The organism is Frankia sp. CcI156 (genome assembly GCF_001983015.1).
GTDB classification, from domain to species: Bacteria; Actinomycetota; Actinomycetes; order Frankiales; family Frankiaceae; genus Frankia; species Frankia casuarinae.
On record NZ_MOMD01000029.1, the window covers coordinates 18,691 to 42,445 of the forward strand.

Here is a 23,755-nt window from a genome sequence, read left to right on the forward strand (position 1 = left end):
GCCGGCGAGTTCACCCCGAGGGAGTGACTCCGAACTCGACGGTTGCGTGCTCGTCCGGCCTGATCGGCTGATCCCTGTCCGGTCACCGAGAGCCGTGCCRCTCCTTGGCACGAAGATTGACGATATTCGCCTTGAGATCGATCGTATCGATGAGACCGATCTTGACCTGTGATGGAGCTGGAGTCACCTGCACTCCGGTCACCTGCACTCCGGCAATCTTGTCACCGGTCGCCGCAGGTTTCCCGTGCCGGGCAAGCTGCGGCATCTGGTGAGATCAGGTGAATACGCACTGATCAGATCCGGTTCGGCAAGCGCACACGTGGAGAGGTCGATGCGTCGACCGGCGTCTGGAGGCGGGCAGAGCACGACGTCGTCCATGGAATCTCCTTGGCATCAGGTTAAGCTTACTTAAGTCATGCCTGGCTGTGAGATCGGGAGAAGGGGTGCCARCTGGGGGCATCTGACCTGCAGCCGTGGTCCGGGTGTCCACGCGGCTCGATGCTGCGGGGCCACCGGGGTCTTATAGGAGGGGCGGGGATTCTAGGCTGTCGTGGTCGGAGAATGTCTCGCCCTCGAGGAGGAGGTGCCGGTGATCTTCAGATTGGTCGGAGACGGTCGCCCGTACCCCGAGCACGGCCTTGGCCAGCGGGACTGGGCGGCCATTCCCCCTCGCCAGGTTCGGCTTGACCAGCTCGTCACCACCAAGCGAGTGCTCGCACTCGATGTTCTCCTCGATGAGGACTCGACCTTCTACGGTGACCTCTTCCCTCACGTCGTCGAGTGGGACGGAGCCCTCTACCTGGAGGATGGCCTGCACCGTGCTGTACGGGCCGCGCTGCAGCAGCGCACGTCCATACACGCCCGCGTCTACGTTCTGACCGGCCCGGCCCTGACCGGTCCGGCTCAGTCGTCGGCGGCGCGGTAGATGACGAAGACGTCCTTGCCGACCCTGGCGAAGAGGTAGCGCGGACAGTCTGATGTCGGACGGTACGCCATGATCGGGCGGAACACCGGTGACCGCCTGACCTCCTTGAGGCTGCCACCTGCCATCTGGCRTGCACGGCTTCCTGCGATGTCCAGCTCGTCTGAACGCTTGTACCATCCGCCGCAGTAGCGGATCTCGTCCGGTCGTGATGTCCACGCGGGGGTGCGGAAGAACCACATCAGATACACCGTCCGCATCAGYAGCACAAGCAGCAGGATGATGAACAGGGCTCGGATGAAGTTCCCAGCTCGTCCGGGCGCGAGGATGGGGCTCACAAGGTTGGGAGCCTACGGGCATCCCGTTCGTAGCTGAGCATCGGCTCTCGTGTCCCCCCCCCATCGGGTCGCGGTACGCCGAGGCAGACATTTGGATCATGTCCATACCCCCTGGGGGTAATTCAGGCTACTCGTCTTGTCGGGACGGTCTCAGCTGGCGCGGCTGAGGTGTTATCGCTGAGGAGCTCCAACAGATCCGGACCCAGATGCAGCCGTGGCGCCTGCTGCATCAGCGTTCCGTCACGATGGCGGGCGACAATCGAACCGTCGCGTCCGCGCTGCAGAACAATCCGCCTTTCATGAATAGTCCGATGATGAAGGGAGCAGATCAGAACGAGATTATCAAGATCTGTATTTCCGCCTCCGGATGCCCATTCCTTCATATGATGTACCTGGAGCCAGCGGGTATGATGGCAGCCCGGATACTGGCATACCCCTCGGTCGCGTGCATAAATTGCTAGCCGCAATCTCGTGGTTGGGTTTCGGCGGGTGCGACCCAGCATGAGAGGGTTTCCCTTGGAGTCTATAATAAGTGTCCGAAGGAGGCTGTCGCAGGACAGTCTTCGAACGACGTTCGGTAGAACGGGGATATGGTCCTTCATATCACACCTTCGGGTATTCAGTCCATTCCCTTCATGTCGCTGGAGGGGGGATCCATGGTTCTCTCGGCTTGAACCGATAAGTGTATCAATATCTATGTGTACATTTATCGTGTGAGATGTGGAGCTCATCAGCGTGGGAGCGCCGGTGGAGAGGAAAGATTCGGACATAGCCGTCAAGGCATCGGCTTTCATCTCAGGACCTGCGTGTGTTATCGAGGTGTCATTGATCGAGCCCTCGGCATCGGATGTCGTGGAAGAATCTTCCCGGTTAGAGTCTCGGGAGTCGTGCAGGCTTGACATGGCCATGACGAGAGCGCTCTCAATGATCGCACCACGGGCTGGATCGAGGCGGACGGACAGTGAAAATGTTCCATCTTCGTTCCACCGCCAAGAGCACCGCGTATTGTTCGGGCCATCTTCGTCGCGCCCCCCGTTCTCATCTTTTTGATCATGATTGATTTTGGCATGCAAGGACACGAGTCTCTCGAGCTTCTGCGCTGTGCACTGTGCGGCCTGCTCAACCCACCTTGCTTCCGTCTCCGGCTCGGCGACACGTGTTATAGCCCGAACCTTTGAATAGGAGATCTCTCCTTTGGAGAAGGACTCGCGAATGAGGGGAAGGAGYTCTAGTGCTCGGGCGACTCGAAGGTAGTCGTAGCTGGCGCGAAGTCCGAGTCCGCACCGCCAGGACAACCAGTGCGCGCAGGTCGGCATGCCGCTGGCGGACCAACCTTTGCGGCGATCGAAGGCAGCGAGCAGAATCAGCCAACGGCAGGTGGCGGCAGCCAGTCGACCCGCCCAGCTGCAGAGTTCCGTCTCGAGGGCAGGGAGGGGAACCGTCTCCAGATCTTTACCGAACATGTGTTCGATTATGGCGCGCGATGGGACCATCGTCAACCGCGTCTGGTGGGCGAACCATCTCAGCGTAGATCGCGTTATAGATCGTCAGCGGGGGYGACATCGAGAATTCTGTTTGCTTGAGKATGCGGTCGCCACAGCCGCAAGTCATGCGCTGTTCCGCGGTGCGGTCTTCCTCGACGGGCGTAGGGGTTGACGCCGTGGCGAGTGTGACGCAGAATCGACCATGTGTTCGGTTGGCTCCTGTCATCCTTTCAAGTGCGCGGGATTTCAAGTACGCGAGCACAGCCAGAACACGGTGATGATCTTCCGTGAGAGGTAGCCAATTATGCCAGCTCATCGGCGAGAAACTCTGCGGCATATTTCTTTTCGACATACTGGCGGAGAACGGGGCCGGGGACCCTGCGTGGGCAATGCGTGATTATGGCGCCGACGGGTCCGGGACCGAACCGCAGTCCCTTCTAGGCCGAGTATCGGCACTCGGCGGATCTCGGGCCTTTTAACGTCTCTCGACCTGGCAGCTTTTGAGTATGCCCGTACCCACATTGTTGTGCAATGTGTACTAGAGAGAGAAGACTAGATGAAAATGGGCAGCGGTATTGTGATCGTATTGGTGATCCAGCCGCCCGTGCTGGGTGAACTTGTCCCTCCGGTGGAGAAACTGCTGGGGGCAGGTCCGGTACTTGGGCTCCCGGGGTTGCCACTCGGCGGGGACGTCGGCGTCGGAGCGTCCACCCCGGTCGGTGTCGTCGAGGGTGGGGTGCTGGTGGGTGCCGTCGTGGGTCTGCTGGCTGGCGATGGAGCCGTGGTTGGCGGCTGTGTAGGAGTCGTGGTCGGTGGCTCCGTCGTCGGCGTGCGTGGCGCCGGGGCGGTGGATGGCGAGGACGGAGGCGATGTCGCAGGCGTCTTGACAAAAGCAGGGTCGGGACGGTGGGTGGCGGAGGGCGAGGGCTTGCTGACCTGTCGCGCGATGGGCTCCATGAGGTGTGGTTCCAAGCCTCCGGGCGATGCAGCCCGGCTGGTAAACGCTCCGGCAACCGTCGGGACGACTGTCGAGGACGTCGCGGCCGCATTGCTGGGTGCGGCCGCAGGCATGGGCGGACGTATCGCGTCCGGGGTCGGTGCCTGCGTCACCTGCCCCTGCGTCACCTGCGTGATATTCGGCTCGTCCTCCGACAGCAGCTGGGCATCGGAGGTGGGCCAGTTCATGGCCGCCGTGAGGCCGGCGACGGCGATGGCCGTCACCGCGGCGACTGCCACCGCCGACCGCCTGCGCCATCCCGCGCTGCCGCGGCCAGCATGAGTCTGCGGTGCGTCGGTGAGGTCGTTGTCGGAGTCCATGCGCATGAGCGGGAGTACACGCACGGAGTGCGTGGTGGCGGCGATGATGGTTTTCTCGGCGTCGGCGTACCTGTCACCGCTGGGTGGAGCCGTCGGTACCTTGACGAGATTGACCTTCGGTGTCTCCTTGGTGGTCTCGCCGACTTCGCTCTCAGTATCGGCTGCCGCTGCCGCTGCCGCTGCCGCTGCCCGCCGACTGGCGGCTGAGGCTGCGGCTACAGCCGCGACAGCGGCGCGATCGAAGGTGCGCGCGAGGCCGACCCGCAGACTCGCTGGCGCCGGAACCACGGCACCGGCGAGGAGCTCTTCGGGCGAGACTCCATGGGGTACCGGGATGCTGCGCGCCTGGGGCGATCCAGACCAGGCCAGAGCGCTTCCTCGAGCAAGCTCGAGTAGCCAGGACCGCAGCCGGGTGGGATCGCTCAGAGGATTTAGACGAGTGCGGGCGACGAGGGCGAACGCCGTCCCGGCCGCTGCGCGGGCCACGGTGGGATCGCCCAGAATCAGCAGGCACATCGAGAAGACATCATCGGCGTACAGATCGTAGAGATCGTCGAACGCCTGTCGGTCACCACGTCGGACACGGGCCACCAGGTCCGCGTCGTCGTCCATACTCAGCTTCTCCCCGGGGACTAGCGGCGGCCCCGGAACGGGCCGGCATCGCCCCATCGGTAGCCCGGTGAGGCAGTCCCAATGCTAGAAGTTCGTCCCCCGCAGCGGGTGAACGTCGTGAAGATTTTGTTGTCGCCGATTCGACAGTCGATAACGCTTGACTACTGATGCCGTCGCACTTTGATCCTCATCGACTACGGCTGGTTACTTTGCCTGGTAGGTCCCACGGCAGGGTGGCCATGTCCCGTCGGAGACGGGACCAATCCGCCATGGACGAATCTGCCTTCAATGAGTATAAGTCGAAATCTGTCACCAATTCGGCGGAACCGGCGTTCGGAACCGGACCGGCCATTCGCGGCCTTCCGCCGGATGGCACCATGCTTCTTGCGGGTCGGGACATAGCTCAGGATGCCGGTGGTTGTTGGGCGAGCCGGGCCTTGACGGTGCCGCTCTGTCCATCACGGGTATAGGTCACTTCCACCTCGTCGCCGATGGCGTGGGACCGGACCGCCGCGATGAGGGAGTCGACGTCGTTGACGGCACGGTTGCCGACCTTCGTGATGACGTCGCCGGTGCGAAGGCCGGCCCTTTCGGCGGGTCCACCCGGAACCATGGAGCGGATCTGTGCACCGTTGCCGCTGGAGGYGGTGGAGCGGGTGTTCTCCTCCGCGGTRGAGGCGCTGACGCCCAGGTACGGGTGCCGGGCGCTTCCCGTGGAGATCAACTGGGTGGCCACCGACTCGGCATAGTTGCCCGGAATAGCGAAACCGACGCCGATGTTGCCGGACTGCTGGCCGCCACCGAAGGGACTTCCACCACCCACGGTCGCGATCGCGCTGTTCACGCCGATGATCTCGCCGCGACTGTTGACCAGCGGACCACCGGAGTTACCGGGGTTGATCGATGCGTCGGTCTGGATTGCGTCGAGCACGGTGTTCTGYTGATCCCGCACGGTTGAATCCCCGGTGCGCACCGGGCGATGCACGGCACTGACGATGCCGGACGTGACCGTACCGTTCAGCCCGAGCGGACTGCCGACCGCTACCACCAGTTCCCCGATGTTCAGCGTGTCGGAATTGCCGAACGTGGCCGCAGTGAGACCGGTGGCATTGATTTTGATCATCGCGAGGTCCGAGCTCGGATCCGTGCCTACGACCTGCGCATCGAAGGTACGACCGTCCTGCAGGGTGACCGTCAGCGAACCGCCGTTCGCGGCACCCGAGACCACATGGTTGTTCGTCAGGATATGCCCGTCCGAACGGATGATGGTGCCGGAGCCGGTGCCCGACTCGCTGCTCGATTCCTCGGAGATTGTCACGACACTCGGCAGGATCTTCTGCGCCGCGGCCGACACGGTGTTCGCGGCTGCCGGCGACGTTCCACCGGAACTGTCCACGGTGTTGTGCAGACCGGCGGATGTGACGATGGTCTGCCCCCCGTTGTTATCGGCGACCAGCGCTCCGACACCGCCACCTACACCAGCTGAGACCAGGGCAATGGCGAGTCCGGCGGCGACGAGCCGCCGTCGGCGCCAAGGCGGCGAGGCGGCCATGGTTGTCCCGTTGCCGTAGAGGTCCTGGGCGGGTGGCGAGCCGGCGCCGCTCGGGGAACTCCACGGCGGTCCCCAGGAATGCCCTCCGGTCGGGGGTCCCGCGGGGGGGCCCGCGGGGCCGGCCGCGCCGTTCAGAGCTCTCGGGGCAGCGGGACCACTGGGTGGCGGGCCTGAAGGTGGTCCCCACGGGCCGCCGGGCGGCGCCGCCGGAGGTGGGCTTCCCGCGGAGAACGCGGCCTGCTGCTGGCTGGCCTGGGACGGCCCGGCCGGGTACGGAGAATCCGGATACGGACGAGGATCCCCATGCGGKGGATGGGGATTCGGATACTGAGGATGCTGGCCGGAGGATGGCCCCAGCGCCGGCGGTTGGCTGTACGGCGAGCCGGGCGGACGGGAAGGCGGGCCCGCCGGGAGGTCGGGTTCGGAGCTGGCGGGACCAGCCGGGTGAGCTTGGCCGGCTGGTGTCCCGGCCGCGCTGCCGATGGGCGGAGCCCAGGGGGAGGGGGAGTCATGCCCGGCGCCGGACCCCTCCCTGCCGCCGCCCCCGGGGGCGGCCTCGGCGCTACTGCTGAAGGGGAGACGCGGTGTCATGGTAGGCACTTTCCCTTGAAAGCCTGAGCGATTCCTGAATGCCGACCAACGTTCGGGTAAGCGATCCGGCGTGGAGCCGCGCCGCGCCGGGTCGGCCCGACCCGGGCCGACCCGGCCCGGCCCGGCCCGGCTGGGTCAGCTGGGTCAGCCGGTGGGACGGTGTTCCGCCAGTAGATCACGAATTTCCGTGAGCAGGCGTGCCTCGTCGGTGAGTGCCGGGTCCTCCTCCGGCGGGACCTGCCCCCGCGTCCGCCGCTCGTTGATGGTGTTCAGGGGGAGTACTACCACGAAGTAGATCACTGTAGCGACTGAGAGGAATGCGATGACGCTGTTGATGAACTCGCCGTACCGAAACACGCTGCCGTTGATGGTGAAGGTGAGGGCCGAGAAGTCGGGTTTGCCGAAGATCGCGGCGATCAGCGGGGTGAAGATGGTCTTCACCAGCGACGTCACCACTGCGGTGAAGGCGGTGCCGACCATGACCGCGACCGCCAGGTCGACGACGTTCCCTMGCATCAGGAACTGCCTGAAGCCCTTCATGTGGCGTCCCCCCTGAAATATGTGCCTGATGACATGGGAGGATATCGACGCAGATCAGTGGGTGACCGGCGAGGTGCCTGGCCGATCCCTTTACGCCTTCGGGGGGCTACTGTCAACTAAGCTCGCGCAACGTCGACGCAACGCCGTGGTACACCGGTGGCACGGGTGGACGCAAGCGGAGCTCGGGATCGGAGGTCGTCTGGTGACGGACGGTGTGCGACGGACCGAGTGGGACGACGACGACCGGCAGTCTCCCTACTATCAGGGGAGCGGCAGGGGTCCCTCGATGGAGCCGTACCAACCAGCGGGGCCGGATCCGCGGCCTAGCGGCTACGRCCCTCCGACCGGGCCATATGACGCCGCGGGCCCGGTGACCGGGCCCTACCACCCGGTACCGGCGAGCCATGGCGATCCCGGCCATGGCGATCCCGGCCATGGCAGTCCACGTCAGGGCAGTTCGATACAGCCCGAGGATATCGATTCCCCGTCCACCGGCACCTCGATGCGCCGGGCGCTCGTCCCGCCCGCTCGGACCGCTCGGACCGCTCGGGCTGAGAGCCCGCGGTCCCGAGCCGTTCCTGGTTCCACTCCCACTCCCGCACCCGCACCCGGTTCCACTCCCGGGCGTCGACCACCCGGATGGGCTACCGATGGAAGGTCGGCTCCACGAGGTGGACCGGATCGGCAGAATGAGGTCGGTCTGYCGCGGGCCAGAACGGCGATGCCGACACGTCGGGCCGACGGTGCCTCCACAGGCGGTCCGCCGACCGGCGGCGCCGGGATGAGAGACGGTGGAACAGGCCCGCGGATGCCCTACGGCAGGGATGCCGGCGACGACCTCGGACTCGACCGACGCCATGCCGACCGCACCGATCCTGATCGGCCCGGTCGGCCCGGTCGGCCCGGTCGGCCCGAGGCTTACCCGCCGGGCGCGGGGCGGAGCCGGCCGAGTCCGGCGCGGTTCGGAGCCGATCAGCGGGTCGCGGCGCGTCGCTCGGGGAGCCTGGCCTCCGCCGCGGGCACAGCCGATTTCCCCGACGATGACGACGCTCGCGATTCCCGACAGGGAGATCGTGATTCCGACACCATGCCTTTCCTGCATCGGGTCGGGGTGGCCCTGGTGGTGCTGGCCGTGGCACTCGGGGTGGGCGTCGGGGCCGGTGCCGTCTGGGAAAAGGTCCGGCCCAGCGGCCGGACCGCCAATGCGGTCCCGGCGCCGACGGCAGCATCGTCCGGCGGCCCCGCAGCGGCCGCGCCCAGCCCAAGCACAGGGGCGGCTGGCGGTCAGGCAGCTGGCGGTCAGGCGGCTGCGGGCCAGATCGCGGTGCCGGCGGACTGGACCTCGTTCACCGACACTGTGCAGAAGGCCACCTTCTCCCACCCGCCCGTGTGGAAGCAGCGGCGCGACAACACCGGCATCTTCTACGGCGAGCCCGGCACCGTCTCGGAGTACGGACCGCAGATGATCGGGGTGGCCCGGGTCGCGGTGCAGGATCCGGTGGCAGCGCTCACGCAGGTCCAGTCCGCCGAGTTCAACACGGTCCCCGGTCTGACCAGGGACCATTCCGGTCCGGCGACGGACACCAGCGATCAGCCCACCCAGGAACTTGCCGGCTCGTACGACCGGGAGGGGCAGCGGGTCTCCTACCTCATGYGCACGGTGTCGGTGGCCGGTGCCGTGTACGTGCTCATCGCGCGAGTGTCGACCAACGTCCTGGCGTCGCTCAACACGCTGATGGGCGCACTGCGGTCGTCGTTCGCGCCGGCCTGATCCGTCCCCGCCGGCTGGCCGTCATGGGTCACATCCGTGGGCCGGGCCGCGCGGAACGGGCCGGAGCCAGCAGATTCCAGATCACCCTGCCCGTGGCGAAGGCGGCCGGTCCGGAGACGGCCGGCCAGCCGTGGGCCAAGGCGGGCAGCAGGAACTGCACGACCCGGGCCGAGGAGGCACAGGGGGTCTCCTTGCGCAGGGCGACGGCCGGTGACGTCACTGCGGTCGAATTCGCGGGCACACCCGGGACGGCACTCGGCATCAGGACCCGCGGGGCGGCGTTCACCGGCGCGCTTGCCGGGTTCACCGGCGCGCTTGCCGGGTGCACTGGGGGCACGGCGACGGGCGCGGCCACGTCCGCATCCGTTCCAACGCTCAGCGCGGACGGTGATGCCACCGGAGCGTGCCATGGCACGCCGGCCGAATCCGTGAGGACAGTGTCCGTAGGCCGGCTCGGGACGGGGCAGCGATCCACCGACCGGAACGGGATCATGCTCTCCTCGACCGACGTGATCGCGGTCCGTAGCACCGGCGACCAGGGGGTCCCCTGGTAGGGGATATGGCCGTCCGCCCCGCCGTGGACGTCCACGACGGTCAGTGGGGCGCCCGGATGGCAGTCCGACACCTGACGGCTGGCCGCCACGACGGCGATGCCCGCGAGTTCGTCTCCGTGTTCGCAGGCGTACCGGTAGGCCAGCATGCCACCGTTGGACAGACCGATCAGGCTGACCCTGTTCCGGTCGATCGGGTAGTGCTCGCTGAGATGCGCGATCAACGCGCGTAGCCAGCCGACGTCATCGGTATGGTTGGTCACGGCGGGTTCGCAGCAGGTTCCAGCGTTCCATGCCCTGTTGAGGCCGTCCGGGTACACGACGGCGAGGCCGGCGGTACGGGCGAGGCCGTCTAGGTCCCAGTGCTGCTCGGGATCCGTGCCGTCGTAGTACAGGCTGTGCAGCGCCACGAGCAGGGGATAGGGCTTCGGGGCGTCGGACGGGGGCAGGGTCACCCGGATGTGGGCGCCCCGTCCGGAGCGTTCGAATGCATCGGGACCCGTGGTCGGCGCGGGGGTGGCGGCCAGGACCACATGACCACGTCGGGGACCCTCCAGCACGCCGCAGCCGGACGTCGTCAGCAGAAGGGGAACCAGGAGGGCGAGGAGCCAGGCCGCGGCGACGCGGCGGCGACGGACGGCTGGCACGAGGGCCATTCTGACGCGCGTCCAGCGCCCCGGGCGTCACCGGTGTCGGTGATTGCTCTTCGTGTTCGATCTACTACGAGCGAGATCGCCTTCGGGGGCGCGGACCACATTGAGTCTGGGACGATCCGCGTCGGAAGGTACCCAGCGGCCCGATGACCGTGCCTCCGTGTTCTCCGCGGCCGTGCGGTAACGGTCGAACGCCTCCTGGGCGCGGCTTTCCAGATCGTCCACGAGAGCGAGTGACTCGCGTACCCGCCGCTCCCCGGCGGGACCGGCGGCGAGCAGGTCCGACAGACAGTTGTCCACGGCACGCCGCGCCGCCAGCCAGCCGAGGAGCAGTCGGGAGCGCTCCATATCCGAGAGCTCGTCCACCGAGATGTCCCTCCGCTCGCCACTCGTGACGTTGATGAGGTTTCCGCCGTGAGGATCGGCCACATGCGGACCGATCCGGCGGGGTCCCCTGGCTGGGTCAGGTGTCCGGGTCAGGGCGATATGCGTGGTCGAGGTCAGTGACCGACTTTTACCGTCCGTCCTCTTCCAGAGTGCCCCACCTGGGGCCCGAACGCGCCGCAGTTCGCCGAACGCACATCCACCGGTCGACGCGACCGGGACGTGGGGGACGGACCACACGTTACGTGGGTCCCCCCGGAAGCGGTCGGTCGGCGGTCGGCGGGGGCTCGTCCACCGCGGACGGTGGAGGTCGTTCGGAGGAGCCGGTTTTGGACAGTGGTCCCTCACCCGGTGGCGGGATCGGGGGTCGGGGCGAGGCGACGGCCGGCRGTGGCAGCGGCTGTTTCGGCGCGTGTGCCGAGGAGTCTGTGTGTCCCGGGGAGTCTGCGTGCCTCGGGGAGTCTGTGTGCCTCGGGGAGTCTGTGTGTCCCGGGGAGTCTGCGTGTCCCCGGGAGGTGTGTGGGCTCGGGGGACCGGTGGGACCGGCGGGACCCGGGAAGCCGTGGGGTGTGGACGGGCGGTGRGAGACCGACGATACCTGGGGCACCGTGGTGGGGCGGCGATCGTGCCACTTCGCCCGAGCCTCGGCGGCGGTGTCCTCGACATGATCGAGGATCTCCTCCCATCGGATCTGCATGGGTCGAATGAGGCCGCCTCCCACGCCGACGACGATCACACCGGTGAGGGAGGCCAGGATCGCCCAGAGGAGCGGTGTGGTGACCGACGTCGCGAGTCCCACCTCGTCCAACGCCGCCTTGCCGAAGGCGACTACGAGCACGGTGGCCACGATGTTGCCGGCCRCCCGTCCGTACGCGAGGTCGCGTAGTGCCTCCGTGACGAAGGTCCGGACGACCCGGCCGAGGCCGACCCCGATCATGATGACCAGCGTCGCGAGCAGGGTGTGGAGCAGCAGAGCGAGTAGATCGGTCACGGTGTCCTCGGCCGCGTTCGGTCCGAAGACCCCCAGCGCGATCCGCAGCACGCCGAGCAGGCCGATGCCCATGAGCACCCGCAGCCCGCCCGCACGCACGCTCGGGGCCGGCTGGTGCAGTAGCCGCGGCAGGCCGGCGCGATCGATGATCCGATCCAGGCCGGCGCGTTCGGTYAACCGGGTGACGAGGCGCGTACCCGCCCGAACCAACAGCCAACCGAGCAGACAGATCGCGAGGAAAAGGCCAATTTTCGGGGCTGTCGCGGCGATTTGCGACCAGGCGTCGGAGAAGCCCCGATCCCACTCCACGGCAAGCGTCACCCGTACAGCACAACAKCAAACGCTGTGTAGTTGAATGATGACACGCCGCTATTTTGTGGGGGTGGTCCCGTGGTTTGCCCCGACCGCCGGGGGCCAGATATCCGGCCCCGGCACCCCCGGCACCCCCGGCACCGGGTTCCCGGCACACCGGGTCTCCCAGGGCTCGTGCGGACGGGCGAGGGCCCGTCCGGTTGAATCGGTGGATGAGCATGCAGCCCGTACACATACCACCACGGGCGGACCTGCCGACCCTGGCGGCGGCCGCCGCCGACTGCCAGGGATGCGACCTCGCACAACTGCCCGGCACCCGCACGGTCTTCGGGGTCGGCCCCGCGCATAGCTGGCTCGCCCTCGTCGGCGAGCAGCCGGGCGACATCGAGGACCGGCGGGGTGTGCCGTTCGTGGGCCCCGCCGGCAAGCTGCTCGACCGGGCCCTCGGCGAGGTGGGACTCGACCGTGCCGAGGTGTACACGACGAACGCCGTCAAGCACTTCCGGTATCGCACCGGCAACGGTCCGCGGCGGATCCATCAGACCCCGGACCTGCGGCATGTCACCGCGTGTCGTCCCTGGCTATCCGCGGAGCTCAACCTCGTTCGGCCGGCGATCGTCGTGATCCTGGGGGCTACGGCCGGCATGTCGCTGCTCGGAYCGTCGTTCCGGGTGACGAAGATGCGTGGCCGGCTGCTCCCCGGGCCGGCAGGCTCCGGGGCTCAGCTGCTCGCCACGCTGCATCCCAGTGCGGTGCTACGGGCGGATCCCGCCCGCCGTGACGAGGTCTACGCCGGCTTCGTCAACGATCTGCGGATCGCCGTGGCGGCCCGTCCCACCATGGACCCGTCCGCCTCGGTGGACGCATAGTCCGTCCGGGCCCCGGCGATCCTCCACCGGGAAGGGCCTCGTTACCGATCTTCGTCTAGGTGACGATCTTCGTCTAGGCGACGATGTCGATCGGCGTGCCGAGGGGAACGGTCTGGGCGAGTCTGGTGATCGCGTCGTTGCTCAGGCGGATGCATCCGTGGCTGACGTCCTTGCCGATGAGCTTTGGTTCGTTCGTCCCGTGCACGCCGATGACCGGCTTGTGGCCGCCGAACGAGCTGAGTGATGTYGAGAAGCCGTTGAGCCCGAAGGCATACGGCCCGTACGGACCGTTCGGATCACGCGGCTTGAGCAGCTCCATGAGATAGAAACGCCCGCCCGGCGTCGGGGTGTCGGCGGTGCCGATCCCCACCGGCTCCTCGGCGATCTGCGTCCCGTTGCTGAACACCTGGAGTCGGTGCCTGCTGCGGGAGACAACCAGCCGGTACGGCGTCTCGGACGCGGTGACCTGGTCCGCCTTCAACCATCCGGTGCTGCCGTTCGGCTGCACCGGCAGCAGTACCTGCCACCATCCCGACAGCTTGGCCTGGACGAGGAAGACCCGCTTGACGCCGTTCTCATTCGGACTGGCCAGAGTGGAGGAGGGTTGGGTGTCGGTCGGGGCGCTGTAGACGTCGACGCTGGCACCCACGGCCGTGACCACGGTGCTCTTTCCCTGGCCGAGTCCGGCGGCGGCGGCGAGCTGGTTGCGCACCTGCGGGGAGAGATCGGTGGATGCGTTCCTGGCGCCGTCGCCGCAGCCGGTCAGCACGACGCCACCCAGGATGGCCGCGAGGGCGCCCGCGGCCATCCTGGGACCAGGTCCGGAGCTCATCGCGTGTAGTGCGGATCGGCCGGGACGGCGCTCGTGGCGGCGGGCACCGCGACGGGTAGCGGAGCGGGCGGTGCGAGCGGYGGCGGGGCCGATCCGCCCGTGCAGTTGGAGACACCGACCGTCGGCACGGTCACGAGCAGAACCTTGGTCTTGGCGTCCCAGGGGGAGCCGATTACCGCGAGTGCCTTCGAGGGGAGGTCAACGGTCTGCTTCGGCCCGATGTCCAGAATCCCGCCGTGCAGGCTGGTGTCGAACCAGCCGAATCCAAAGGCCTTGTCCGCGGTGTTCTTCAGTTTCCAGGAGGGGACGGAGCCGTCGCAGGTGAAGGTGAGGAACAACGGGTTGACGTCCATGTCGTCGATGCTGTTGATCTGCTTGTCCAGCGGGACCTTGAAGGGCAGCAGGTCGAGGAAACCATCGAGTGTCGGCTTGCCGGTGCCGTTGGTCGGGGTCGCGGAGGACGCCGCGCTCGCCGTCGCGTCCAGAATCAGAGCCGCGGCGTCGGTGGGCGTGGCGCTCGGCGTGGCGCTCGGATCGAGGCTCGCAGTGGCGGTCGGGCCGGCCGACCCGGTCGGCTTGCCCGCCGAGTCCAGGCCGGCCAACGGCCCTGTCTTCGGGGTCGCCGTCGGGGTGTCGGAGACGAGGGGGGACGGACTCGACTGGGTGACGGCGGCCGTGGCCGTCGCGATGGCGGTGGGCGACGGTTCCGGAGTTTCGGCGAGCGCCGGGGAGGCCAGTGCGATGGTCGCCATGCCGAGAACGCCGGCCACCGCGGCACGCATTCTGGTGATACGCATAAATCCGTCTCCTCGACGTGTGCCGAGCACGTTGATTGCGGGCAGGAGCGATTGCAGCCAAGAAGGTAGCAACGCGCCGTTCGTCCCCGGCGGGCYGGGTCCGGCGTAGCGGAACTGTTGGGTCGAAGAGGGACGGAGGACGGGCGCGACCCCTTTGTCGATCATGGAGTTCTCGACACTTCATGTTCGACAGGGAAGGGGAATGGGCCCGGGACGCCCGCACCGGGCGGCGTTGGAAAGAGCTGCCGAAGCCTGGATCCAGGCTCACTGGCGGCCCTCGACGCCGCCCCACACCGCCCGACATGGCGGGCGGGCCGGGTACGGCGCGTGCTCACGGTAGATGGAACGACGATGCGCCCCCAGCACGGCAGCCGCCACGTGCACCTGCCCGAAGGCCTCGCCCACGCCTGCGGCGTGCTCCTGACACAGGTCGACGTCGACGAGAAGACCAACGAAAATCCCTTTGTTCTCCGCGGTTTAGGCCAGATTCCTGACCTGACCGGCGTCCTGATCACTGCTTTCCCGGCCCCGCCCTCACACGCCCAGGCGGCAGGATCAAACGGCCACCAGCTCAACACACTGGAGCCCGGGGAACCGTGCCCGCAGAGCCTGGCAGATCTGCTCCGGCCTCCACCGTATGGCGAGGTGGTCCTGGATGAGGTCCCGCAGCTACGAGTTACGGATGATCTTGCTGGTGTCCGAGAAACGGGCCGCACCTCAGTTCACTCGCGTCAGCATTTCGTTGTCCGGTGCCGTGGACCAGTAGCACGGGAACGAGAACAGTAGTCACAGCTACAACGGAGAGCGCCCAGAAGGCAGGGTCTTCTCGATGCGAGGACGGGGCCCAGCCAGAGCCACCGGAGCCGGCACCTGTGGATTTGTGTACGCGCCCTCAGCCAAAGTTCTCCCAAGATCGGCGAGACTTCAAGGGGCGAGGCGTTCGACGACCCAGAGATCTTCGGCCGCGGTCGGGACGCCGCCGCCCGCATCGCCGCCGCCCGCATCGCCGACCCGGACACCGGTGGCGTCCGGGTCGGCGACGGCGAGGGAGTCCGTGCCGCCGCCGTCGGCCGGTACCGACACCCGCCGGTACCGCAGCCGGTCGTGCAGCCGGTCCGCGCGGCCCTGCCAGAACTCCACGGTGTCCGGCACGATGCGTAGCCCACCCCAGAACTCCGGTGTCGGCACCCGGGTGCCCTCGGGCCAACGGGCCGCGAGCTCGGCGGCGCGGTCGTCGAGCACCGTACGGGACTCGATGATCGTCGACTGGTGGCTGGCCCAGGCGCCGAGCTGCGAACCATGCGGACGCGACTGGAAGTAGCGTTCCGTCTCGGCCCGGCTCACGCGCTCGATCGATCCGATGACGACGACTTGGCGCTCGAGGGCGTACCAGGGGAAGACCAGCGAGCCGAAGGGGTTCTCGGTGGCCTCACGGCCCTTGCGCGAGGCGTAGTTCGTGTAGATCACGAAGCCCCGCTGGTCGAACCCCTTGAGCAGCACGGTCCTGGCACTGGGCCGCCCAGCGGCGGATGCCGTCGCGAACACGGCCGCGTTGGCCTCCGGAACGCCTACCCCGGGGGTGGCCGCGTCGATGAACCAGGCGGCGAACTGTTCGACCCAGGTCGGCGCGAGATGCTCCGGCTCCAGACGACCGGCGCGGTAGCCCTGGCGGAGCAGGGCGGGATCGGGGACGTCCAGATCGGGGACGTCCGGGTCCGGACCGCCCACCGGCGGCTCGTCGGCAGCGGAGGCTGGGGCCACGCCCCGATCCTGCCAGGCAGGCCGCGCACCCCAGCGGGACGGCCCCGAGAGTGATCCCGCCGGGCCAGGGTCCGTCGTCCCGGTCAGGAGAGCTCGGCCAGGATCTCGCGGACGCCGAGGTCCCAGCGAACCGTGAGGTCGGTGCACCGTCGGCCGGCCAGCCGATATGGCGCGTCGCCGCCCGACGACCCCGACAACAATGCTGGTACCAGGGTGATACCGCGAGCGGCGAGATCATCGGCCAGCGCGGGCAGCCATTCCTGGACGATCCACGGCGTGTGGATTCCCAACGTTGAGTATCCGAGCACGAGAAAGTCGGCGACGGCGAGCGTCTCATTCATGAACATGGACACGGTGTCGCCGATGCGTATCTCCCAACGGTCCAGGTGCACCGCGTGCCCCGCCGCGCCGATCGCCCGGCCCAACCGTTCGGCGGGTGCGATGTCCGCTGCGCGATGACTGATGAAGACGAACGCCATGATCCTCCCGTCGTGTTCGCGCTGCGTGACTGCCGCCGGTCAGGCGTTCCAGGCACGAGGCCCGACCGTAGCGCGGAATGATCTCAGTTGACCAAACTTTCCATTCACGACTTTCGGCATATTCGTATAAATAGTAATATGATAGATAAAACTGCTGTGACTTACGTCATATTTTATGGGTTTCGCGTTGCCCGGTGCGTCGGTCTGTGCGCGGTCGGCCCCAGATAAGGGTTGGATGGAGCATCGCGGGGCACCTGCGCCCTGGCGCGCTGGGAGGCCTCACGGCAGGATCGGACGGAGCAGCACCGACGAAGCAGGCAGCACCGACGAAGCAGCACCGACGAAGCAGGACGCGGACGGGCCGCCGGCGGGACCATAGAGACAGAACCGGTGGGACCAAGAGACAGAAGCGGAGATCCGGACTCGAWGGCCGAGAAAACAAKCGATTTCAAGCCCGGTCTGGAAGGTGTGATCGCCTTCGAGACGGAGATCGCCGAGCCGGACAGGGAAGGTAGCGCGCTGCGTTACCGCGGCGTCGACATCGAAGACCTTGTTGGCAAGGTCGACTACGGCCACGTCTGGGGGCTGCTGGTCGACGGGGCGTTCGAGCCCGGACTGCCGCCGGCCGAGCCCTTTCCGGTCCCGGTGCACTCCGGTGACATCCGGGTGGACGTGCAGAGCGCGCTCGCGATGCTCGCGCCCTACTGGGGCCTGGGCCAGCTGATCGACATCACCCCGGAGCAGGCACGGGACGATCTTGCCCGGGCATCGGTCGTGGCGTTGTCGTTCGTCGCCCAGTCCGCGCGGGGCCTTGGTCAGCCGGCGGTGCCGCAGAAGGAGGTTGACCGGGCCCGGACGATAACCGAGCGGTTCATGATCCGTTGGCGTGGTGAACCGGATCCCAGGCACGTCCAGGCCGTGGACGCCTACTGGGTCTCGGCCGCCGAGCACGGCATGAACGCCTCGACGTTCACCGCCCGGGTGGTCGCCTCGACCGGCGCGGACGCCTCGGCGGCGCTGTCGGCTGCCGTCGGTGCGCTGTCCGGTCCGCTGCACGGCGGTGCTCCGTCCCGGGTGCTCGCGATGCTYGACGAGGTCGAGCGCACCGGCGACCCCCTCGGCTACGTCCGCCGCGCCCTGGACCGCAAGGAGCGCCTGATGGGCTTCGGGCACCGGGTGTACCGCGCCGAGGACCCGCGGGCCCGGGTGCTGCGCCGGACCGCTCGTGACCTGGGCTCGACCCGCTACGAGGTGGCGGAGGCGCTGGAGGCCGCCGCGATCGAGGAGCTGACCAATCGGTTCCCGGATCGCCCGCTGCGGACCAACGTCGAGTTCTGGTCGGCGGTGGTGCTGGACTTCGCCGAGGTGCCGGCCCATATGTTCACGTCCATGTTCACCTGTGCCCGCACCGCCGGCTGGAGTGCCCACATCCTGGAACAACAACGCACCGGGCGGCTGATCCGCCCGTCCGCGCGGTACGTGGGCCCCGCTCCGCGCCCGCTCGGTGACGTTCTGCCGGGGGTCAGCCGTGGCTGACGCTCCCGCGATCGTGCTGCCCGACCGGCTGCGTCCCCGGGACGGCCGGTTCGGCTGTGGCCCGTCGAAGATCCGTCCCGAGGCGGTCGAGGCCCTCGCCACGAGCGGGGCGACCTACCTCGGCACCTCACACCGGCAGAAGCCGGTCAAGAGCCTGGTCGGCCGGGTGCGGGCAGGCCTGTCCGAGCTGTTCTCCCTGCCCGAGGGCTACGAGGTCGTGCTCGGGATCGGCGGCGCCACCGCCTTCTGGGACGCGGCAGCCTTCAACCTCGTCCGGACCCGCTCCCAGCACCTCGTCTTCGGCGAGTTCGGGGGCAAGTTCGCCGACACGACGAAGGGCGCGCCGTTCCTGGCCGCGCCGTCGGTGATCTCCTCGCCGCCCGGTACGCATCCGGACTGGGCGCCGGAGGCGGGCATCGACGTCTACGCCACTCCGCACAACGAGACCTCGACCGGTGTCGCCCGTCCGGTCCGCCGGCCGGTGGGTGCGGACGACGGCGCCCTGCACCTGGTCGACGCCACCTCGGGGGCCGGCGGGCTGCCGGTCGACGTGCGCGAGGTGGACGTCTACTACTTCGCGCCGCAGAAGAGCTTTGCCTCCGACGGCGGCCTGTGGGCGGCGCTCGTGTCCCCGGCGGCGATCGACCGGCTCGCCGAGATCGCCGCGACGGACCGGTGGATCCCGCCGTTCCTCGATCTCACCACGGCCCGGGACAACAGCTCCAAGGACCAGACCTACAACACCCCGGCAGTCGCGACGCTGTTCCTGTTCGCCGACCAGATCGAGTGGATGCTCGCCCAGGGCGGGCTGGACTGGTGCGTGCGGAGRACCGCGGAATCGTCGTCCATCCTCTACACCTGGGCCGAGAAGACCTCCTACGCGACACCGTTCGTCGCCGACCCRGCCGCGCGTTCACAGGTCGTCGTGACGGTCGACTTCGAGGGGGTGGACGCCGCCGCCGTGGCCAAGGTGCTGCGCGCCAACGGTGTCGTCGACGTCGAGCCCTACCGCAAGCTCGGCCGCAACCAGCTGCGGGTGGCCTGCTTCCCGGCGGTCGAGCCGGCCGACGTCGAGGCGCTCACCACGAGCATCGACTACGTGGTCGAGCACCTGTAGGTGGTCGAGCACCTGTAGGCGCCGGGAACCGGCGGGAGCCGCCGGCCAACCACAAGGGCCGGGGCCGCGGGAGACGCCGCGGCCCCGGTGGGGCCGCATCCGGTCAGCGCAGCGGGCGCTCCGGTGCCGCCTGGGCCGCCTGGGCCGCGATCGGGTCGATCCCGCTGTCCCCGACCCCGCTACGGTCGTCTATCGGGACATACGACCGCTGGTCGTAGCCGATGTACAGCTGGCGCGGTCGGGCGATCTTCTGCTCGGGGTCGAGTAGACCCTCCTCCCACTGCGCCAGCCATCCCGGCATCCGGCCGATGGCGAACAGCACCGGGAACATCTCTACCGGGAAGCCCATCGCCTGGTAGATGATGCCGGTGTAGAAGTCGACGTTTGGGTAGAGCTTGCGCGCGACGAAGTACTCGTCCTCCAGCGCGATCCGCTCCAGCTCCATGGCCAGGTCGAGGAACGGGTTCGTGCCGGTGACCTTGAAGACCTCGTCGGYGACCTGACGGATCACCCGGGCCCGCGGGTCGTAGTTCTTGTAGACCCGGTGGCCGAAGCCCATCAGCTTCTTCTTGCCGTCCTTCACCTGGGCGATGAAGGCGGGGATGTTCTCGACCGACCCGATCTCCGAGAGCATCCGCAGCACCTGCTCGTTGGCGCCACCGTGCAGCGGACCGTAGAGCGCGGAGATCGCGGCGGCGGCCGCCGAGAACGGGTCCGCCTGCGAGCTGCCGACCGCGCGCATCGCGTTGGCCGAGCAGTTCTGCTCGTGGTCGGCGTGCAGGATGAACAGCACGTCGAGGGCGTGCTCCAGGTTGGGGTCCGGCTCGTACTTGAGCTCGGTGGCCTTCCACATCATGTTGAGGAAGTTGCCGGCGTAGGACAGGTCGTTGTCCGGGTAGACGTACGGGAAACCGACCGAGTGCCGGTAGGAGAACGCCGCCAATGTSGTGATCTTGGCGATCAGGCGGACGATCTGCAGCCGGCGCAGCCCCGGGTCGTCGATCGTCTTGGCGTCCGGGTAGAAGGTCGACAGCGCACCTACCGTGGAGACCAGCATGCCCATCGGGTGCGCGTCGTGGTGGAAGCCGTCGATGAACTTCTTGATCGACTCATGGACCAGGGTGTGATGGGTGATCTCGTCTTCCCAGGTCGACAGCTCCTCGGCGGAGGGAAGCTCGCCGGCGAGGAGCAGGTAGGCGACCTCGAGGAAGCTGCTCTTCTCCGCCAGCTCCTGGATCGGATAGCCGCGGTAGCGCAGGATGCCGGCGTCACCGTCGATGTAGGTGATCGCACTCCTACAGCTCGCCGTGTTCGTGAAGGCGGGGTCGTACGTCATCAGCCCGAAGTCGTCGTCGCTCGTTTTGATCGAGCGAAACGCACTCGCACGTACCGCGCCGTCCGTAACCGGTATCTCATACGTTTTTCCGGTGCGGTTGTCGGTGACGGTCAGTGTGCTGACCTGCTCGGACACGCCGGGCTCCTCTCGCTGTGGCGGTGCCGCAATGACGGCACTAGCCCAAGTCGGGGCGCGCGTCCGGGTACGGAGCGCTCACGCCGGTTCGCTGGCTCACATGGTTGTTCCCAAGTTTGRCCGTTCGTGCCTGCACATGCCCGTGATCGGTGAGCTCCGTCCCACGTGTGCTACACCACCCCCGGTGGGACAGAGTCTCCCGTGGCTGCGCTCGGGGTTGGAATCACGCTTCGATGGTCACCGCGGCTCGCCCAACCGGGTGGACCGCTCCTCGCAGAGCGAGGAGCGGTCCTCGCCGCCGGCCTCGCCGCCGGTGGCTCGGAGCCAGGCGAGCACGGCCAGCACCCGACGGTTGTCGTCCGCGGAGGCCGGCATCCGCAGCTTTGTGAAGACGTTGGCTACGTGGTTCTCGACGGTCTTCGGCGCCAGATGGAGTTTGGCGCCGATGCCCTGGTTCGATCGTCCCTCGGCCATGTGCCGGAGCACGGCCCGCTCCCTGGCGGTGAGGCGTTCCAGTTCGTCGGCCCGCCGGCGATGGGCCAACAGGCCGGCGATGACTTCCTCGTCGACGACGAGCCGGCCGCTGACCACCCTGCGTAACGCGTCGTGCAGCGCGGTGATGTCGTCCACCCGGTCCTTGAGCAGATATCCGATGCCGCCGCCCCCGTCGCCCAGCAGCCGCAGCGCGTACGGCGTCTCGGCGTACGTGGACAGCACCAGGATGCCCATCGCGGGATGGGCCGCACGTATCGTCTCGGYCGCTATCAGCCCCTCGTCGGTGAACGTCGGAGGCATCCGGATGTCCAGGATGACGGCGTCGGGCCGGTTGCCGGCGAGCTGGTCGATGATCTCGTCCGCAGTCCCGGCCTGCGCGACGACCTCGACTCCCGCGGCGGCCAGCAGCATGGCCAGCCCCTCGCGGAACAGGGCCGAGTCGTCCGCGACGGCTACCCGCACGGGATGCTCGCAGTCAGCCGGGTGCCGCCGCCGGACGGGCTGACGATGCTCAGGTCGCCGCCGAGCGCACGTACCCGATCCGTGAGACCCGCGAGCCCGCCACCCTCGACCACGACGGCACCGCCCTTACCGTCATCGGTGACTTCGATCAGGATGCCGCCGTCCACGCACCGGACCGTCACCCGGACCTGGGCCGCCCCGGCGTGTTTGACCGTGTTCGTCAGCGCCTCGCAGATCGTGTAGTAGGCGCCGGCCTCCAGGATCGGCTCGAACCGGACGGTCGGGATGTCGAACTCGACCTTGACGGGGAGGGGCTCGATCACCACCTCCAGGGCTGGGCGCAGCCCACCCTGACTCAGCATGGCCGGGTGGATTCCCCGGGCCAGACTGCGCAGGTCCTGGAGAGCATGATGCAGATCCTCGCGAGCGGCTTCGATGGCAGAGATCGTATCGGGGTCGGAGGTCTTTGTCCGGGCGAGTCCCAGTCTGGTGGCGAGGGCCAGCAGCCGTTGCTGGACGCCGTCGTGCAGATCGCGCTCGAGGCGGCGCCGTTCGATCAGGCCGGCCTCCACGATGCGGGCCCGGGAGGCGCGTACGGCGTCCAACTGCGCGGCCACGGCGGCGTGCAGCCGGGCGTTCTCCAGCGCCATGGCGCTGGCCTGCAGGGCGACCGTGACCAGGTCGCGGTTGCGCTCCTGGGCGGCGGTGGCGGAGATCAGCGCCAGTGGCGCGCCCGACGAGGTCGTCACCGGCACGAGCAGCCGGCCGGCTCCGGGGCGGGGCGGGGTGGCCGTGGYGCCGTCGGCGTCGACGTGCCGCCGCTCCTGCGGCATCCATAGGAAGAGCTCGGCGGAGTCGTCGTGCAGAGCCGTACGCAGGATGTCCCGTACGGCCGGGACCGTCGGTGGCATCGGCAGCGTCGCCAGGATCTGGGCGATGCGGGCGCGGGCGAGCTGGCGGCGTACGCCTGCCGCGGCGAAGGCCAGGGGGATGGTCAGCAGCGCGAGCGCGATGAGGATGAAGGCCGGCGGGACGTAGGCTCCGCTGGGGTTGCAGACGAAGATGTTGACCGTGGCGGCGAGGGTGAACGCGACCAGCAGCGCGATGGCGACCGGTCCGAAGATCCGGCGGTCGAGCGCGGAGTAGCGGCGCAGCCGCACGCGGACGACCCAAAAAAAGGCCGCGGCCAGCACGAGGGTCAGGCTGTCGAGGACCCAGATGRTCTCCTCGAAGGCATCCCGGTCGATCGGCGAGCCATACCACCAGACATTTCGGGAATATCCGAACCAGGTCGGGTCGGAGATGCCGACCAGTCCCAGGTTTGCCACCGGGATGAGGAGGACGGCGCTCGCCAGCAGGGCGCGCTCGCGGTTGCTCTGCAGTCGCCCGACCGGATATCGCAGCGCGCCCCAGCCGAGACAGACCCAGAAATGCGTGTAGGCGAACGTGGAGATGAAAGCCGACGGACCCTCGTCCCACGCCACGGTCCAGGTCAGTGCCCACAGCAGACCACTGAAGATCATGGCTCCGGTGGCGCTGCCCAACGCGTCCTCACCGTTCAGCAGCACTCCGGTGAGGACGAAGGTGAGCGCCACCGAGACGTTGATGCCCGCCGTCACCGGGTTGTCGGAGAATGCCGGCCACTGGCAGGCGACCGTTCCGGCCGTGGTGGCCACACCCCCGATGCCGAAGCACCATGAGCGGTGGCGGGCGGCGCAGGCGGCCAGCCGGCGGGGTACACGCGGATGAGGCACCTCAATCCACCGTATGTAGCCGGAATCTCACCGAACAAGCGTCGCACATGGCGACCGGGGGTTTCGAGGGTTCCCCCCTAATCTCCCGGCGGCAACCCCCCGAAGAACTCTGGAGCTGCCCCCGAAGCCAGCGGTGGCATCGAAGGTGGAGGCTGGGAGAAACG

The 23,755-nt window shown here is 68.0% G+C and carries 21 protein-coding genes; 6 read left to right on the forward strand and 15 right to left on the reverse strand.

Annotated features, from left to right (window positions below; translation table 11 throughout):
* Positions 1-82 precede the first annotated feature (82 nt).
* Positions 83-265 carry a hypothetical protein gene (locus tag CcI156_RS12320; RefSeq protein ID WP_076805776.1) on the reverse strand — a complete coding sequence of 61 codons (183 nt, stop codon included), beginning with the start codon at positions 263-265 and terminating at the stop codon, positions 83-85.
* Positions 266-589: 324 nt separating this feature from the next.
* On the opposite strand from CcI156_RS12320, the gene CcI156_RS12325 reads away from it, so the two are divergent.
* Positions 590-925 carry a type II toxin-antitoxin system VapB family antitoxin gene (locus tag CcI156_RS12325; RefSeq protein WP_035729259.1) on the forward strand — a complete coding sequence of 112 codons (336 nt, stop codon included), beginning with the start codon at positions 590-592 and terminating at the stop codon, positions 923-925.
* On the opposite strand, the gene CcI156_RS12330 is transcribed toward CcI156_RS12325, so the two are convergent.
* Both CcI156_RS12330 and CcI156_RS12335 read right to left on the reverse strand, forming a co-directional pair.
* Entirely contained in the window at positions 904-1,260 is a 357-nt protein-coding gene (locus CcI156_RS12330; protein ID WP_076805777.1) for a hypothetical protein, read from the reverse strand. The genes CcI156_RS12325 and CcI156_RS12330 overlap by 22 nt on opposite strands.
* 122 nt (positions 1,261-1,382) lie before the next feature.
* The gene (locus CcI156_RS12335) at positions 1,383-2,753 is read right to left on the reverse strand and encodes an HNH endonuclease signature motif containing protein (protein ID WP_023840607.1); all 1,371 of its coding nucleotides are present in this window, start codon (positions 2,751-2,753) and stop codon (positions 1,383-1,385) included.
* Between the two features lie 547 nt (positions 2,754-3,300).
* On the opposite strand from CcI156_RS12335, the gene CcI156_RS25630 reads away from it, so the two are divergent.
* Entirely contained in the window at positions 3,301-4,023 is a 723-nt protein-coding gene (locus CcI156_RS25630; protein ID WP_023840608.1) for a hypothetical protein, read from the forward strand.
* Between the two features lie 1,053 nt (positions 4,024-5,076).
* Here the strand turns inward: CcI156_RS25630 and CcI156_RS12345 are convergent.
* Positions 5,077-6,225: a S1C family serine protease gene (locus CcI156_RS12345; protein WP_371681800.1), complete on the reverse strand. Its 1,149-nt coding sequence runs from the start codon at positions 6,223-6,225 to the stop codon at positions 5,077-5,079.
* A 735-nt stretch (positions 6,226-6,960) separates the two neighbouring features.
* A complete protein-coding gene (mscL, locus tag CcI156_RS12350; RefSeq protein ID WP_076805783.1) occupies positions 6,961-7,356 on the reverse strand; it encodes a large conductance mechanosensitive channel protein MscL in 396 nt (131 codons plus the stop codon).
* Positions 7,357-8,443: 1,087 nt separating this feature from the next.
* Here mscL and CcI156_RS24080 point away from each other — a divergent pair.
* The gene (locus CcI156_RS24080; RefSeq protein WP_083718476.1) at positions 8,444-9,127 is read left to right on the forward strand and encodes a hypothetical protein; all 684 of its coding nucleotides are present in this window, start codon (positions 8,444-8,446) and stop codon (positions 9,125-9,127) included.
* Between the two features lie 28 nt (positions 9,128-9,155).
* On the opposite strand, the gene CcI156_RS12360 is transcribed toward CcI156_RS24080, so the two are convergent.
* From CcI156_RS12360 to CcI156_RS12370, 3 genes are all read right to left on the reverse strand, one after another.
* Positions 9,156-10,334: a PHB depolymerase family esterase gene (locus tag CcI156_RS12360; protein ID WP_011434548.1), complete on the reverse strand. Its 1,179-nt coding sequence runs from the start codon at positions 10,332-10,334 to the stop codon at positions 9,156-9,158.
* A gap of 27 nt (positions 10,335-10,361) precedes the next feature.
* The gene (locus CcI156_RS12365) at positions 10,362-10,697 is read right to left on the reverse strand and encodes a hypothetical protein (RefSeq protein ID WP_023840611.1); all 336 of its coding nucleotides are present in this window, start codon (positions 10,695-10,697) and stop codon (positions 10,362-10,364) included.
* Positions 10,698-10,956: 259 nt separating this feature from the next.
* Positions 10,957-12,027: a hypothetical protein gene (locus tag CcI156_RS12370; protein WP_254847396.1), complete on the reverse strand. Its 1,071-nt coding sequence runs from the start codon at positions 12,025-12,027 to the stop codon at positions 10,957-10,959.
* A gap of 209 nt (positions 12,028-12,236) precedes the next feature.
* On the opposite strand from CcI156_RS12370, the gene CcI156_RS12375 reads away from it, so the two are divergent.
* Entirely contained in the window at positions 12,237-12,887 is a 651-nt protein-coding gene (locus tag CcI156_RS12375; RefSeq protein ID WP_076805786.1) for a UdgX family uracil-DNA binding protein, read from the forward strand.
* A gap of 73 nt (positions 12,888-12,960) precedes the next feature.
* Here CcI156_RS12375 and CcI156_RS12380 read toward each other — a convergent pair whose 3' ends face one another.
* The 4 genes from CcI156_RS12380 to CcI156_RS12395 all read right to left on the reverse strand — a co-directional run bounded on the left by CcI156_RS12380 (position 12,961) and on the right by CcI156_RS12395 (position 16,756).
* Positions 12,961-13,695, reverse strand: a complete 735-nt coding sequence (locus CcI156_RS12380) for a L,D-transpeptidase (RefSeq protein ID WP_023840613.1) — start codon at positions 13,693-13,695, stop codon at positions 12,961-12,963.
* Positions 13,696-13,715: 20 nt separating this feature from the next.
* A complete protein-coding gene (locus tag CcI156_RS12385) occupies positions 13,716-14,516 on the reverse strand; it encodes a hypothetical protein (RefSeq protein ID WP_011434553.1) in 801 nt (266 codons plus the stop codon).
* Positions 14,517-15,440: 924 nt separating this feature from the next.
* Positions 15,441-16,244, reverse strand: coding sequence for a pyridoxamine 5'-phosphate oxidase (gene pdxH / locus CcI156_RS12390; protein WP_035729252.1), 804 nt, complete (start codon positions 16,242-16,244; stop codon positions 15,441-15,443).
* 116 nt (positions 16,245-16,360) lie between these two features.
* Positions 16,361-16,756 carry a toll/interleukin-1 receptor domain-containing protein gene (locus CcI156_RS12395; RefSeq protein ID WP_023840616.1) on the reverse strand — a complete coding sequence of 132 codons (396 nt, stop codon included), beginning with the start codon at positions 16,754-16,756 and terminating at the stop codon, positions 16,361-16,363.
* A 390-nt stretch (positions 16,757-17,146) separates the two neighbouring features.
* On the opposite strand from CcI156_RS12395, the gene CcI156_RS12400 reads away from it, so the two are divergent.
* Positions 17,147-18,292: a citrate synthase 2 gene (locus tag CcI156_RS12400; RefSeq protein ID WP_076805788.1), complete on the forward strand. Its 1,146-nt coding sequence runs from the start codon at positions 17,147-17,149 to the stop codon at positions 18,290-18,292.
* Positions 18,285-19,409 (forward strand): phosphoserine transaminase, encoded by a 1,125-nt coding sequence (gene serC / locus CcI156_RS12405; RefSeq protein WP_011434558.1) that lies wholly within the window; start codon positions 18,285-18,287, stop codon positions 19,407-19,409. The genes CcI156_RS12400 and serC overlap by 8 nt, the downstream gene beginning before the upstream one ends.
* Positions 19,410-19,512: 103 nt before the next feature.
* Here the strand turns inward: serC and CcI156_RS12410 are convergent, their stop codons facing one another.
* The 3 genes from CcI156_RS12410 to CcI156_RS12420 form a co-directional block, all read right to left on the reverse strand.
* A complete protein-coding gene (locus tag CcI156_RS12410) occupies positions 19,513-20,880 on the reverse strand; it encodes a citrate synthase (protein WP_076805790.1) in 1,368 nt (455 codons plus the stop codon).
* Positions 20,881-21,117: 237 nt separating this feature from the next.
* On the reverse strand, positions 21,118-21,837 hold the full coding sequence (locus CcI156_RS12415; RefSeq protein ID WP_076805792.1) for a response regulator transcription factor: 720 nt from the start codon (positions 21,835-21,837) through the stop codon (positions 21,118-21,120).
* A complete protein-coding gene (locus tag CcI156_RS12420) occupies positions 21,828-23,591 on the reverse strand; it encodes a sensor histidine kinase (protein ID WP_076805793.1) in 1,764 nt (587 codons plus the stop codon). The genes CcI156_RS12415 and CcI156_RS12420 overlap by 10 nt, the downstream gene beginning before the upstream one ends.
* Between the last annotated feature and the right edge of the window lie 164 nt (positions 23,592-23,755).

Bases quoted from the DNA above. Each gene is read 5' to 3' on its own strand.
- CcI156_RS25630 (WP_023840608.1), top strand. From the start codon at position 3,301: ATGAAAATGGGCAGCGGTATTGTGATCGTATTGGTGATCCAGCCGCCC.
- CcI156_RS12360 (WP_011434548.1), bottom strand. From the start codon at position 10,334: ATGGCCCTCGTGCCAGCCGTCCGTCGCCGCCGCGTCGCCGCGGCCTGG.
- CcI156_RS12395 (WP_023840616.1), bottom strand. From the start codon at position 16,756: ATGGCGTTCGTCTTCATCAGTCATCGCGCAGCGGACATCGCACCCGCC.